Source organism: Helicobacter pylori, from assembly GCF_001653475.1.
Lineage (GTDB): Bacteria > Campylobacterota > Campylobacteria > Campylobacterales > Helicobacteraceae > Helicobacter > Helicobacter pylori_CM.
Window position 1 is genome coordinate 1,092,967 of record NZ_CP011487.1, and the last position, 13,643, is coordinate 1,106,609.

A 13,643-nucleotide genomic window follows, 5' to 3' on the forward strand; every position below is an offset into this window, starting at 1 on the left:
AATAATTAAGGATCAAAAATGACCTATGAAATTTCTAAAAAAGTCTTACACATTGTGGGCAAGACAAACGCCGCTTACAAACTCATAGAAGAAGGCGATAAAGTCTTATTAGGATTGAGCGGGGGCAAGGATTCTATCATGCTCGCTTGCATCTTAGCCAGGATGCAAAAACATGCCCCTTTCAAATTTGATTTTAAAGCGGTTACCGTGCATTATGGTTTGGGCGAAGATTTGAAATGGTTGAGCGATTTGTGCCAAGAGCAAGGCATTGAGCATGAGATCATTTACACCCAAATCGCTGCCACAATCAACGAAAAACGCCGTGAAAAAAGCTCGTTTTGTTCGTTTTGTTCTCGTTTGAGGAGAGGGACTTTGTATTCTAAAGCTTTGGAAGAAGGCTATAATAAAGTCGCTATCGCGCACCATTTAGATGATGCAGTAGAGAGCTTTTTTATGAATTTCACTTATAACGGGAGTTTAAGGAGCATGCCCCCCGTTTATAGGGCTGAAAACGGCTTATTGGTGATCCGCCCTTTGATTAAGGTTCGAGAAGCCAGTAGCATTCATTTTGTCACTTCTCAAAATATCCCAGTCGCCCCTGATTGCAATTGCCCGGCCAAACAGCCCACCTCTGATAAGCCCCCTATCGCACGATTAGCCACTAAAAATTTCTTAAAAGAAATGCAAAACTTGCACCCTCATTTCTTTGACAGCTTAGAAAACGCGTTTAATAATGTTCAAGCCAACAGCTTTAGCGACTCTAAGTATTTAGACGCTTAAGCTTTCATTCAAGCTTTTTTGTTGAGTATTTTGATCGCGATCGTGAATAATACCCCTTCAAAAATAGCCGCCATGAGCAATGCGTAGTAGGTGTTTTGTGAGATCGCTTGCGCTTTTAAGCCTACCGCCGCAGTGGTTACTAAAAAAGTTAAAGGCATAGAAGCCCCTAAAGCGAATGAAAATAAATGCTTAGCCTCTTTAAAGTATTTGTGCCACAATAAGATTGAAGTGATTAAGTGCAAACTCAACATCGCTATGACAATCAATATCCCTTGGAGAATCAAATGCGGGTTTAAAAACACTAATTTTAAGTCTAAAGTAGAGCCTACATGAATGAAAAACAAAGGCACAAAAAACCCAAAACCCACATCATTGAGCTTGTGGATCAGCTCTGATTTATGAGGGAAAAAAGTAGAAACCACCAACCCTGCTAGAAACGCCCCTAAAACCATTTCTATTTTGAGCCACACCACGATCGCAATCAAGGAAAAAAAGAGCATGAGCGAAAAACGCACATCTTGGTTAAACTGACTGCTTTTAGGCATCACAAAAAGCTTTAAATGCGGGAACCACCAAAACAAAGTCTTAAAGATTTGAAACGCTACGATAATTAAGATTAAAAAAACAATGAGAATGCCTAAATCTTTAATCAAATCCATGCCCAAACCATGCGAATACACCCCATCCACGACCACCAAACCAAAAATGCTTAATAATTCCCCAATAACGCCCACTTTTAAAACCAAATCAAGCCACAAAATCTCTTTACGATAATCTTTGACTAAAGTCATGATCATGCCCAAGCTAATGATAGGGAAAATCACCATAAAAATAGGCTCTAAATTAAGGCTAAAAGTAAGGATGAACGAAAGCGTGTATAAAATCAACAGATAAGCAAAAATGCGTTTTAAAAGAGAAACCCCTAATTTTTTAAACAAATAAATCTCTACTTCCAAACCGCATAAAAACATTAAAAATAAAAAGCCAATCTCAGACATGATTTCAAAGCCCTTAGTAGGCTCAATAAAACCCACATACGCCCCAACAGACCCAAATAAAATCTCCACAACCGTGATAGGCAAACGAGAGATTCTAGACATATAAGGAGCCATCACAATTAAAAGCATAATGAGCGCGAAAGTGAAAAATTCTGCATGCATGTCTTAATTTTACCTTATTTATTGATTAAGTTTTCAAAGCGATAGGGTTTTTCTCTTTATAAGTGGTAAAAACCCCTTTTTTGATTTCGTAACAAGTTACCCCTAACGCTACTAAAAACGCTAAAAATTGCGCGATAGGGTAAGTTACCCAAACGCCATTAATCCCATAGAAATGACTTAAAATCGGCAATAAAATAACTATAAACCCTAGCGTGTGTGAAAGGGTGATGATAAACGAACTTTTAGCGCGTTGGATGGATTGGAAAAACACCGCGCACAACAAAGTCATGCCTAAAAAAACATAGCCAACATAATAAATATTCATCGCTCTTTTAGTCTCTTGCATAAAGAGCGCATCTTGTTCGCTTGGCTGCAAATAAAGCTTGATTAAAAATTCATCTAAAAAGTAATAAGCTCCGTAGAAAACAACCCCTATACAAAACGCCGCTTTCAAACCAAAGGCAAACACCTCTTTCATGCGTTCTAAATTTCTAGCCCCATAGCTAAAGCTCGCAATCGGTTGGATGCCTTGAGAAATCGCAAATAAAGTCGTAAAAAAGATGATCGCATTATACATAACGATCCCATACATGCTCACAAACCTTTCCCCTGCAGTGTGCATGATAGCGGTATTAAACAACAAAATCATAACAGAAGCGCTAAATTCTGCCGTGCTTTGAGGCACGCCGCTTTTGGCTGAAGAAATGACTGAAGACAAAGAAAAACGCTTGATGAAATACAATTGCCCTTTTTTAAACCAAAAATGCTGCATTAAGACTAAAACCCCTATCGCATGCCCTATCACGGTGGCTATCGCACTGCCTTGAACCCCCACTTCCAAAACAAAAATAAACAAGTAGTTGAAAAAGATATTCGCTAACGAACCAACCAGCATCGCCACCATCGCTAAAATGGGGCGTTTGTCATTCACCACAAAAACATCCGCCAAAGGGTGCAAAACCATAAAAACCGCGCCCATTAAAATGATTTCAATGTAGCGTTTGGACATGCTCAATAAAGCGTCATTGCTCCCCAAAAGGCGCGCAATAGTTTCGCTAAAAGGCAATAACGCCATGCTCAAAACAAAGGCGCTTATAGCGACAAAATAAAACACGCTGCTAAACACAAGCCTAGCCCTATGGGTTTTATTTTGACCCAAAAAATACCCCACAATACTCGCTGCCCCAAAACCAAAAAGCAATTCATACGCAATGAGCCCTGGAAAAATAGGCCATGCGATATTGACTGCAGCGATAGCTTCTTTACCCAGTTTCTTGCCCACAAACATGCCATCTATCATAGAGTAAGTGGAAAGCGAGATCATAGAAAAAGCTAAAGGGATAAAATAATAAAAAAAGAGCTTTCTTATAGAATCTTTATGCAAATCAATCTTTTTTTTTAGCATTTAAACCACGCATTAAAATTTATGACAAATTTTTCTATTTTAACATAAAAAGAAAGACAATCTATCCGTTAGCGTGCTTAGATTTAAGCAGTATCATTAAATTTTAAAAATGGTTTTTAGCGCGAAAGGGATTTCCTCTATTAGGCTAATCCTTTTAACGCTCTTTATGTTTTTTTAAACTTTATCGTAATGAATCTAAGCCAAAATAGCGCCAACAAACCTAAAGCCCCACCCACAAAGCCAATATACCCTAGCCCTAATTGGTGGATCACAATACTGCCAAACAACGCTCCAGCCCCAATCCCCACATTATAGCTCCCCGAAAAAATCGCGCTCGCGACATCCGTGGCATCTGGCGCGAGTTGCAACACCCTCATTTGCAAGGAAATTGAAAGCGAAGTGATCCCAATCCCCCATAAGAAAATTTGCAAGAAAACCACCCACTCTGAGTTTTTAAACACAAAAAGCAAGAGTTGCGGGCAAATGACTAAAATCATTGCGAAAGCGATAAATTTTCTTGAATTTTTCGCATACAAACGGCCGAATAAAAAACTCCCCACCACGCCTGCTAACCCAAACACAAACAGCATTAGAGTTGTAATGTCAGGAGAAAATTGGCTGATTTGAATGATAAAAGGCTCAATATAGCTATAAGTGGTGAAATGCCCAGAGATAACCATGATCACAAGCAAATAAATCCCCATTAAAAGCGGCCGTTTCATCAATATAGGGACACTTGCAAGCGTGCCTGCGTTTTTACTGGGTAAATGCGGGAGCAATTTATACATAAGCAACGCTATAAGAGTCGCAACGCCCCCGATCACGCCAAAAGTAGAGCGCCAATCTAGAATTTGCCCAATGATTCTCCCGAGCGGCAACCCTAAAATCATCGCTAACGAACTCCCTAACGCTAATAGCCCTAATGCCTGTTGTTTTTTATTTCTTGGCGCGACACGAATGACTAAAGAAGCCGTGATGGACCAAAAAATAGAGTGGGCAAAAGCGATACCAATACGAGAAATCAATAACACCCAAAAATTCCACGCTAACGCTGAAAGGATATGACTGAGAATAAAAAGGGCAAAAAGGAAAAGCAATAAGCGTTTCCTTTCCATTTTAGCGCTAAATAGCATCAAGGGCAATGAGCCAAGAGACACCACCCATGCATAAGCAGTGATCATAAGCCCCACTGTTGCACTCTCCATTTCAAAACTTTTCGCAATGTCTGACAAGAGCGCGACAGGGACAAACTCCGTGGTGTTAAAAATAAACGCCGAAAGCGAAAACACAAAAACCCGCATTAAGGCGAACTTTTGATACGATTGTTTGGTCATCATCATTTAAATCTTAAGGGGTTAAATTTTATTCAATTTTGAAAACCTAATAGTATAAAACAAAAATTTTAATCGCTTGTAAATTGGGGATTGGTTGAAACAAAATATTTCCGCTCCATAGGCGCATTAATCCAATGGAGTTGTTACCATATAAAACAGAATTTAAAATCATTTCCAACTTTTAACCAATCTATTTTTTGTAACTGCGGTCATTATTGATTAAGCGCTAGAATTGAGTCGTTGCTTTTTAATATTTTAGAATTTTAGAATAAAGGATAATTAAAATGAAAAAAACTTTTTTGATCGCTTTAGCGTTAGCAACTTCTCTTATAGGTGCTGAAAATACCAAATGGGATTATAAAAATAAAGAAAATGGCCCGCACCGCTGGGACAAATTGCACAAAGATTTTGAAGTGTGCAAAAGCGGTAAAAGCCAATCGCCCATCAACATTGAGCATTACTACCACACGCAAGATAAAGCCGATTTGCAATTCAAATACGCCGCTTCTAAACCTAAAGCGGTCTTTTTCACTCATCACACTTTAAAAGCTTCGTTTGAGCCGACTAACCACATCAATTATAGAGAGCATGACTATGCGCTGGATAATGTGCATTTCCACGCCCCTATGGAGTTTTTAATCAATAATAAAACCAGGCCTTTGAGCGCGCATTTCGTGCATAAAGACGCTAAAGGGCGTTTGCTAGTGTTAGCGGTTGGTTTTGAAGAAGGGAAAGAAAACCCCAACCTTGATCCTATTCTAGAAGGCATTCAAAAGAAACAAAATTTTAAAGAGGTGGCTTTAGACGTTTTCTTGCCTAAAAGCATCAATTACTACCATTTTAACGGCTCTCTCACCGCTCCCCCTTGCACAGAAGGGGTGGCATGGTTTGTCATAGAAGAGCCTTTGGAAGTCTCCGCCAAACAATTGGCTGAAATCAAAAAACGCATGAAAAATTCGCCCAACCAACGCCCCGTCCAACCTGACTACAACACCGTGATCATTAAAAGCTCAGCTGAGACCCGCTAAAAAGAGGGAATTAGACTAACTTATGCGTTAATTGACAAGGTTTCGTATAACTCACTCCACAATATCTTAAGTTTCATTTTTGATATTGATAACCCTTTAAGCGACCAAGATTTAGAGGAGTTGGTCATTGAAGTCCCTAGAGAAGTGCTTAAGAATGTGAAGTTACCACAAATTAAAAATGCATTGACAGCTCAAATCTTTGAGGGGGCTTATCATTTTAGAAATAACGACTATAAATACCAATATCAAACATCACCTGAATTGTTGGATATGTTTGAATAAGAAAGTTACTTATAACGCTAATACTGTTTCATTGAATACCGACAACTAAAGCCTTGATTTTCTAAAAATGGGGTTTTAGTTGCTTCATTTAGATTTTATCATGGCTAAATACGATTGGGCTGCTAAACAATTAAAAGAATGTTTAGCAGCTGAAGCAATTCAGTATGTTAAAGCTCTCTGTGAAAAACACATTAAAGAACAAGTTAGTTCTATTGGTTGTGTTACATTAAGCGACTTGTTAGCTACTAAAGCAGATTTCGTTGCTTAATAGTCATAAGACTTATAGTGTTTTTACTATAAGTCTTATTTTTTATAAAAATATTCTACAAAAGAAAGGATATAACATTATGATAATTCCAGAAAATTATACTCTAGCAGACGATATTGAGAAGGAGTTACTGGTAATCAAACCTCCATTCGCTAATATACAATTTATATCAGAAGAGGATTTCATCTACGAAGGTATTGAAAAGGTATTGAATGTAATAATGAGTTAGTTGAAAAAATTAATGAAGTTTTCAATTCCCATAGTATTGATTTCACTCTGAATTCCACTATTCGAGAAAGAATTGAAGGAGAAGATTTTAAAATTCTAAAAAAAGGTATCTATGATCTTACATTAAATAAGTTTTCTACAATCAATTCAAAGTTTGATTTAGTAAGTAAAAAAGTATTCCAACTATCATTACAAAAAATAACTCTTTTTTAATAATTGATAATTTAACAATGGGTACTTTAATTTTACAAACATTAGATAATATTATAGATGAAGTTGATGACATCATTACTCAAGAACAATATTTTTTTATATCAAATAAGATATTGTCCATTGTTAATAATATCTATGATATCAGAAACTTTACTTTTAACGAAATTAAACAAATTGCTGAAGCTGATGATAGATCTAGTTTCTCAACATTAAATTAACTAGTATGATACTTATAGTAGAAATACTATAAGTATCATATTTTTTTCATAAAGTATTACCTAATTGCAATGCAATATATCTTGAGTAATCTACACCGTCATTATAAAATAGTGCTGCTTTAACTTCTGTTCTTAATTGTTCTTGATACATCTCCTCAGCATCTGCATAACTCTCAATTTTAATAAAACTCACTCCCTTAAGGGGATAAGGGTATTTTTACAGCAATCCTCTCTAATAACGCTTTTTAAAGAATTATCGCTTGACTAAAACTAAACTCAAGCCTTAATGTAATGCAGAGCGATTTTGAGCGCATTGGTGGCTGCCCCCACTCTTAATTGATCTGCCACGCAAAAGCCGTGCAAAGTTTTCTTATCAAACAAATCCTTCCTCAAGCGCCCAATAAAGGCACTATCCGTGTTGCTCGCTTTTAAGGGCGTGGGGTAGAGATTATGGCTAGGATCATCGCAAACAACCACGCTAGGGGCGTTTTTTAAAACTTCATAGACTTCTTTAAGATCGAATTCTTTTTCAAAAGCGATACTCAAACTTTCGCTATGACTCCTCAATACCGGCACGCGCACGCAAGTCGCACTGATAGGGAAATCCACGCCCATGATCTTATGGGTTTCATGCATCATTTTTAGCTCTTCTTTCGTGTAGCCATTCTCATTAAAAGTATCAATATGAGCGATCGCATTGAAAGCGATCGGGTAAGGGAAAGCCCCAGCTTGCAAGACTTGGCTTAAATCAATAGCGGGGTCTTTTTCCAAACATTCTAAAGCGGTTTTTAGCTCATTTTTTAAACTCTCTATGCCCTTGTTCCCTGCCCCACTCACGGCTTGATAGGTGCTAACAATAACGCTTTTTATCTTAAAATGAAGGTGTAAGGGGTTTAAAATTTGCGTCATTTGAATGGTAGAGCAATTAGGGTTAGCGATAATATTTAAAGGAGCGTTAAAAATTTCTTTAGCGTTGATTTCAGGCACGACTAAAGGCACTTTTTTATCCAATCTAAAAAAGCTCGTGTTATCGATCACTAATGCAGTTTTTGAAGCGCTTGTAGCAAACTCTTCGCTCACGCTCCCCCCAGCGCTAAAAAAGGCGATGTCTATCCCTTCTTTTTCAAAAACTTCATGCGTGGTTTCTAAAATCTCATAGTCTTTATTGAAAGCTTTAATCTTTTTACCGGCACTCCTAGCGCTAGCGAGCGGGACAAATTTTTTAATCGGAAAAAAAGAATTTTCTAAACCCTTAATGAGTTCTTGCCCTACCGCCCCACTAGCCCCAACAATAGCGACATTATAAGTCTTCATCGTTTTCTCCAATGATTTCAAGGGCTTTTAAAAAACTCAAACAATTCAATTGCATGCCTGAATGCATGTTTTTCAGGCTTAAAGTTTCGCTTTTAAATTCTTCTTCGCCAATGACAGCCACAAACTCATGCCCCTTATGGTTAGCATAAGAAAAGGGTTTTTTGATTTTTTGAGCTTCTGGATAGACTTCGCTAAAAATCCCGCTTTGCCTTAAAGACTCCGCTAAGCGGTTTGCATAAGAAAAATACTCTTCATGCATGCAAGCGATTAAGACTTTAGCTTGGGTGGAGCGCTCGTCTAATAATTGCATTTCACTCAAAGCCACAATCAATCTGTCAATCCCAATAGAAGCCCCTACCCCTTGTAAATTCTCTTGAGAAAAATTTTTAGTCAAATGATCGTAACGGCCCCCTGAACACACGCTCCCTAAAGACTTCATGCCATTAAGCGTGGTTTCATACACAATCCCTGTATAATACCCTAACCCCCTAGCGATAGAAAAATCAATTTTATACAAGTTTTGAGAAATTTGTAAATCCCCTAGCAACTGGTATAGCCTTTCTAAATCCTGTATGCCCTTTTTTAGATTTTCATTATAGTCTTTCAAATAAGCGATTTTTTCAAAAAATTCCGCATGGCTTAAATCGTTTTGTTTGATTTGAACCATTTCTAAAAGCTCTTTAATGATGTTTGGTTTTAAATCGCACTCTTTTTTTAATTCTTCTCCAACCCCATTCAAGCCAATTTTTTCCAATTTATCCACAATGCGCAACACTTCATTCACTTGAGAAACGCCAAAATATTCGCATATTCCATTCAGAATTTTTCTGTGATTGATAGAGACGCAAAAATCTTCTAAATCCAAGGCTTTTAAGGAAGCGATAATCACTTGAATGATCTCAGCATCGCACACCAAGCTTTCGCTCCCTATAAAATCAAAATCGCATTGCGTAAATTCCCTATAACGCCCTTTTTGCGCCCTTTCGCCCCTAAAGACATTGCCTATAGCGTAGCGTTTAAAGGGCATGCCTAGCGTTTGGTGGTGCAAAGAGACAAAGCGGGCTAACGGCACGGTCAAATCAAACCTTAAAGCCACATCCCTACCCCCATGGTCTTTAAAACGATAGATTTCTTTTTGAATATCACCGCTTGCATCAGGCAATAGCGTTTGAGCGTATTCCAAATGAGGGGTTTCAATCGGCACAAAACCAAAACTTTGAAACACGACTGAAACTTTCGCAAGCAACTGGGCTTTTTGTATCGCATCTTTAGGCAAGCGGTCTTTAAACCCGCTCAACACTTTAGGGGTAATCATTCCATTTCCTTGTATTTGTATGCTAAAATTTTAGCTTAAAATCTTTAAAAAAGGGCTACTGATGAGCGTAAATGCACCCAAACGCATGCGTATTTTATTGCGTTTGCCTAATTGGTTAGGCGATGGGGTGATGGCAAGCTCGCTTTTTTACACCCTTAAAAACCACTACCCTAACGCGCATTTTATCTTAGTGGGCCCACAAATCACTTGCGAACTTTTCAAAAAAGATGAAAAAATAGAATCCGTTTTTACAGATGACACCAAAAAATCCTTTTTCAGGCTGCTAGCCACTTACAGACTCGCTCAAAAAATAGGGCGTTGCGATATAGCGATCACTTTAAACAACCATTTTTATTCCGCTTTTTTGCTCTATGCGACAAAAACGCCCGTTCGCATCGGTTTCGCTCAATTTTTTCGTTCTTTGTTTCTCAGCCATGCGGTAATTGCTGCCCCTAAAGAGTATCATCAAGTGGAAAAGTATTGCTTTTTATTTTCGCAATTTTTAGAAAAAGAATTGGATAAAAAAAGCGTTTTACCCTTAAAACTGGCCTTTAACCCCCCCACCCACACCCCAAACACCCCTAAAAAAATCGGCTTTAACCCTAGCGCAAGCTATGGGAGTGCTAAAAGATGGCCAGCTTCTTATTACGCTGAAGTTTCTGCTGTTTTATTAGAAGAAGGGCATGAAATTTATTTTTTTGGGGCTAAAGAAGACGCTATCGTTTCTGAAGAAATTTTAAAATTCATCAAAAGTTTATTAAAAAACCCCTTATTATTCAATAACGCTTACAATCTGTGCGGGAAAACAAGCATTGAAGAATTGATAGAGTGCATCGCTATTTTGGATTTATTCATCACTAACGATAGCGGTCCTATGCATGTGGCTGCTAGCACGCAAACCCCCTTAATCGCTCTTTTTGGTCCCACTGATGAAAAAGAGACTCGCCCCTATAAAGCTCAAAAAACGATCGTATTGAACCACCATTTAAGCTGTTCACCTTGCAAGAAACGAGTTTGCCCTTTAAAGAATGAAAAAAACCATTTGTGCATGAAATCTATCACGCCCCTTGAAGTCCTTAAAGCCGCTCACACTCTTTTAGAAAAGCCTTAAACGCCTTTTATGCGCTTTTTAAAAACCACAGCCGTATTCAATAAAACTCTGTATATAAAAGATTTAAACTTTACTTTTGAAGGCGTGAGAATAGCGATAAATCCTATCAAGGATTTTAAAAAAATGGTAAGAAAAATTATAAGATAGTATCCAAAAAAGCGTTTTTAAAAACGCTTTTTTGAGTCAAAGCCATTAGGCTACTGAGTTTTTAGGTTTTTTGGCGTCTTTTTTATCTTTGTGAGCCACTAATTGAGAGCTTAACTCAGGTTTTTTGGCGTCTTTTTTATCTTTGTGAGCATATGCAGAACTCACTGCCAAAACGGATAACAAAACACCTGTCAAGATTTGCTTTTTCATACGAAAACTCCTTATGATGATTTTAAAAGCGAGAGAATTATATTTCTCAAAAGTAAATGAATAGAAACCAATAGAATTTTCACTAAAGAAATTTGTAGATTGCGTTTTGCTATATAAAAAACGCTTGGGAGCAATCAGCCATTTTTCTTAAAAAATAAAAACGCTCAAAAGCGTTTTTTAAGATTGAATACAAAAGAGCTTGTTATTAGCGGAATTTCTTATAATGCACTCTTACGGGTGTTAAGGGGAAAAGTTATTTCAAAATACCCCCTATCCCCTAAAAAAATGATTCTTAAACAAAATTAGGAAAATAAACTTTACCATAAAACAAAGTAGCCAAAACCCCATTTTTTAAAAAATTAAAAAATTTTAGTTACTCCTATTTGACAAGAATTAGAGCCGAAAGCCAATCTTATAGCAAAAAGGTAATTAGAGAGATAAAAAGGGATAAAAACACTCAAAAAGTCTTTTTAAATCCAAAAGAGAAAAAGTTTAAATACTACCCCACAACACCCTCTCACAAGAGAGCGTTATGATAAAATCAGCCTTTGCGCTTTTCTACAATTTCCTTAGCGATATTGCTAGGCACTTCGCCATAATGATCAAACTCCATAGAGTAAGTCCCACGCCCTTGAGTGGCTGATCGTAAATCCGTAGAATAACCAAACATTTCCACCAATGGCACAAAAGCATTCACGATTTTCAAGCCTAATCGGTCGTCCATAGAATTGATTTGCCCTCTTCTTCTATTCAAATCGCCAATCACATCGCCCATGTATTCTTCAGGGACTTCCACTTCCACTTTCATCATAGGCTCTAGTAAAACCGGGTTAGCCGCACGACTCGCTTCTTTAAACGCCATAGAGCCAGCGATTTTAAACGCCATTTCTGAAGAATCCACATCATGGTAGCTCCCATCATAAAGGGTAACCTTAAAATCCACCACCGGATAGCCTGCCAAAACGCCATTTTGCATCGCTTCTTGGATACCCTTATCCACCGCAGGGATATATTCTTTAGGGATCACGCCCCCAGAAATTTCATTCACAAATTCATACCCACTGCCAGGCTCTTTAGGCTCAAGCTTGATAAACACATGCCCGTATTGCCCACGACCACCACTTTGCTTAGCGTATTTATGCTCTTTGCTCACGCTTGAGCGGATAGTCTCTCTAAAGGCGACTTGCGGCTGACCGATTTCAGCTTCCACCTTAAATTCTCTTTTTAATCTATCCACAATGATTTCTAGGTGCAATTCACCCATGCCACCAATAAGGGTTTGCCCGGTTTCTTCTTGAGTCATCACCCTAAAGCTTGGATCTTCTTCAGCAAGCTTGCCTAACGCCACACCCATTTTTTCTTGGTCTGCTTTCGTTTTAGGCTCCACAGCGATGTGAATGACCGGCTCAGGAAATTCCATCCTTTCTAAAACGACGGCGTTCTTTTCATCGCAAAGCGTGTCCCCAGTTAGCGTGTCTTTTAAGCCCACAAATGCGCAAATCTCACCCGCATAAACTTCTTTAATGTCTTCTCTCTTATTGGAGTGCATTTTAAGAAGTCTTCCCACGCGCTCTTTTTTATCTTTGGTGGAGTTATACACATAGCTACCGGATTCTAGCTTGCCACGATACACGCGCACAAAAGTGAGCTGGCCCACAAAAGGATCCGTCATGATTTTAAACGCCAAACCGGCAAACTCGCCATCATCGCTGGATTTCACAAAAACCTCTTCTTCAGTTTTTGGATCAATCCCCTTAATATCCACAACCTCCGTAGGTGCTGGCAAGTAATCAATGACTGCGTCTAATAAAGTCTGCACGCCTTTATTTTTAAAAGAAGAACCACAAAGCATAGGGACAAGGCTCATGTTCAAACAACCTGTTTTAATGCCTTTTTTGATTTCTTCAACACTTAATTCTTCACCGCCTAAATACTTTTCCATCAAGGCTTCATCTTGCTCGGCTACGGCTTCTACAAGCTTTTCTCGGTATTGTTTAGCCTTTTCTAACAAATCGCTAGGGATTTCTTCCACATCGTATTTGGCCCCCATAGTTTCATTATTCCAAACAATCGCTTTCATTTGGACTAAATCAATCACGCCAATAAAAGTGTCTTCAGCCCCAATAGGGATATTAATAGGCACAGGATTAGCTTTCAAGCGTTGCTTGATCTGGTTTTCTACATTATAGAAATTCGCCCCAATCCTATCCATTTTATTGACAAAAACAATCCTAGGCACGCCGTATTTATTCGCTTGACGCCACACGGTCTCGCTCTGAGGCTGCACGCCCCCAACCGAGCAAAATACCGAAACGGCACCATCTAGCACACGCATGGATCGTTCCACTTCAATAGTGAAATCCACATGCCCTGGAGTGTCAATCAAATTGATTTGGTGATCCTTCCAAAAGCAAGTCGTTGCCGCAGAAGTAATAGTGATCCCTCTTTCTTTTTCTTGCTCCATCCAGTCCATTGTCGCCGCACCGTCATGCACTTCTCCAATCTTATGGCTCACGCCTGTATAGAATAAAATCCTTTCAGAAGTGGTGGTTTTCCCGGCATCAATGTGAGCGGCGATACCGATATTCCTAATCCTATTTAATGGGGTTTTTCTAGCCATTCTAACTCCA

13 protein-coding genes and 1 pseudogene are annotated in these 13,643 nt (G+C 38.5%); 6 read left to right on the forward strand and 8 right to left on the reverse strand.

The window, feature by feature from the left end:
* The first annotated feature begins 18 nt into the window (after window positions 1–18).
* Window positions 19–780, forward strand: a complete 762-nt coding sequence (locus tag AA974_RS05230; protein ID WP_064433707.1) for a tRNA 2-thiocytidine biosynthesis TtcA family protein — start codon at window positions 19–21, stop codon at window positions 778–780.
* Between the two features lie 8 nt (window positions 781–788).
* On the opposite strand, the gene AA974_RS05235 is transcribed toward AA974_RS05230, so the two are convergent.
* From AA974_RS05235 to AA974_RS05245, 3 genes are all read right to left on the reverse strand, one after another.
* Window positions 789–1,940 carry a cation:proton antiporter gene (locus AA974_RS05235; protein ID WP_064433708.1) on the reverse strand — a complete coding sequence of 384 codons (1,152 nt, stop codon included), beginning with the start codon at window positions 1,938–1,940 and terminating at the stop codon, window positions 789–791.
* A gap of 25 nt (window positions 1,941–1,965) precedes the next feature.
* Complete coding sequence (locus AA974_RS05240) at window positions 1,966–3,324, reverse strand: HP1184 family multidrug efflux MATE transporter (RefSeq protein ID WP_230380939.1); 1,359 nt, start codon at window positions 3,322–3,324, stop codon at window positions 1,966–1,968.
* Between the two features lie 185 nt (window positions 3,325–3,509).
* Window positions 3,510–4,685, reverse strand: a complete 1,176-nt coding sequence (locus AA974_RS05245) for a sugar transporter (RefSeq protein WP_064433710.1) — start codon at window positions 4,683–4,685, stop codon at window positions 3,510–3,512.
* 278 nt (window positions 4,686–4,963) lie between these two features.
* Between AA974_RS05245 and AA974_RS05250 the strand changes: the two genes are divergently transcribed.
* The 4 genes and pseudogenes from AA974_RS05250 (at window position 4,964) to AA974_RS08070 (ending at window position 6,916) form a co-directional block, all read left to right on the forward strand.
* The gene (locus tag AA974_RS05250; protein WP_064433711.1) at window positions 4,964–5,707 is read left to right on the forward strand and encodes a carbonic anhydrase; all 744 of its coding nucleotides are present in this window, start codon (window positions 4,964–4,966) and stop codon (window positions 5,705–5,707) included.
* Between the two features lie 3 nt (window positions 5,708–5,710).
* A pseudogene (locus tag AA974_RS08065) lies at window positions 5,711–5,989 on the forward strand (hypothetical protein); the annotation flags it as partial.
* Window positions 5,990–6,068: 79 nt separating this feature from the next.
* Window positions 6,069–6,257, forward strand: coding sequence for a hypothetical protein (locus AA974_RS05255; protein ID WP_064433712.1), 189 nt, complete (start codon window positions 6,069–6,071; stop codon window positions 6,255–6,257).
* Window positions 6,258–6,715: 458 nt separating this feature from the next.
* On the forward strand, window positions 6,716–6,916 hold the full coding sequence (locus AA974_RS08070; RefSeq protein WP_154815447.1) for a hypothetical protein: 201 nt from the start codon (window positions 6,716–6,718) through the stop codon (window positions 6,914–6,916).
* Between the two features lie 46 nt (window positions 6,917–6,962).
* Here the strand turns inward: AA974_RS08070 and AA974_RS07860 are convergent, their stop codons facing one another.
* From AA974_RS07860 to hisS, 3 genes are all read right to left on the reverse strand, one after another.
* Window positions 6,963–7,109 (reverse strand): DUF7484 family protein, encoded by a 147-nt coding sequence (locus AA974_RS07860; protein WP_154815448.1) that lies wholly within the window; start codon window positions 7,107–7,109, stop codon window positions 6,963–6,965.
* Window positions 7,110–7,192: 83 nt separating this feature from the next.
* Entirely contained in the window at window positions 7,193–8,230 is a 1,038-nt protein-coding gene (asd, locus tag AA974_RS05265) for an aspartate-semialdehyde dehydrogenase (protein ID WP_064433714.1), read from the reverse strand.
* Window positions 8,217–9,545, reverse strand: a complete 1,329-nt coding sequence (gene hisS / locus AA974_RS05270) for a histidine--tRNA ligase (RefSeq protein ID WP_064433715.1) — start codon at window positions 9,543–9,545, stop codon at window positions 8,217–8,219. The genes asd and hisS overlap by 14 nt, the downstream gene beginning before the upstream one ends.
* Window positions 9,546–9,606: 61 nt before the next feature.
* Here hisS and waaF point away from each other — a divergent pair, with 61 nt between their 5' ends.
* Window positions 9,607–10,656, forward strand: a complete 1,050-nt coding sequence (waaF, locus tag AA974_RS05275) for a lipopolysaccharide heptosyltransferase II (protein ID WP_064433716.1) — start codon at window positions 9,607–9,609, stop codon at window positions 10,654–10,656.
* Between the two features lie 192 nt (window positions 10,657–10,848).
* On the opposite strand, the gene AA974_RS07935 is transcribed toward waaF, so the two are convergent.
* The gene (locus AA974_RS07935) at window positions 10,849–11,013 is read right to left on the reverse strand and encodes a hypothetical protein (protein ID WP_000744175.1); all 165 of its coding nucleotides are present in this window, start codon (window positions 11,011–11,013) and stop codon (window positions 10,849–10,851) included.
* Between the two features lie 541 nt (window positions 11,014–11,554).
* Window positions 11,555–13,633 carry an elongation factor G gene (gene fusA, locus AA974_RS05280; RefSeq protein WP_015429323.1) on the reverse strand — a complete coding sequence of 693 codons (2,079 nt, stop codon included), beginning with the start codon at window positions 13,631–13,633 and terminating at the stop codon, window positions 11,555–11,557.
* Between the last annotated feature and the right edge of the window lie 10 nt (window positions 13,634–13,643).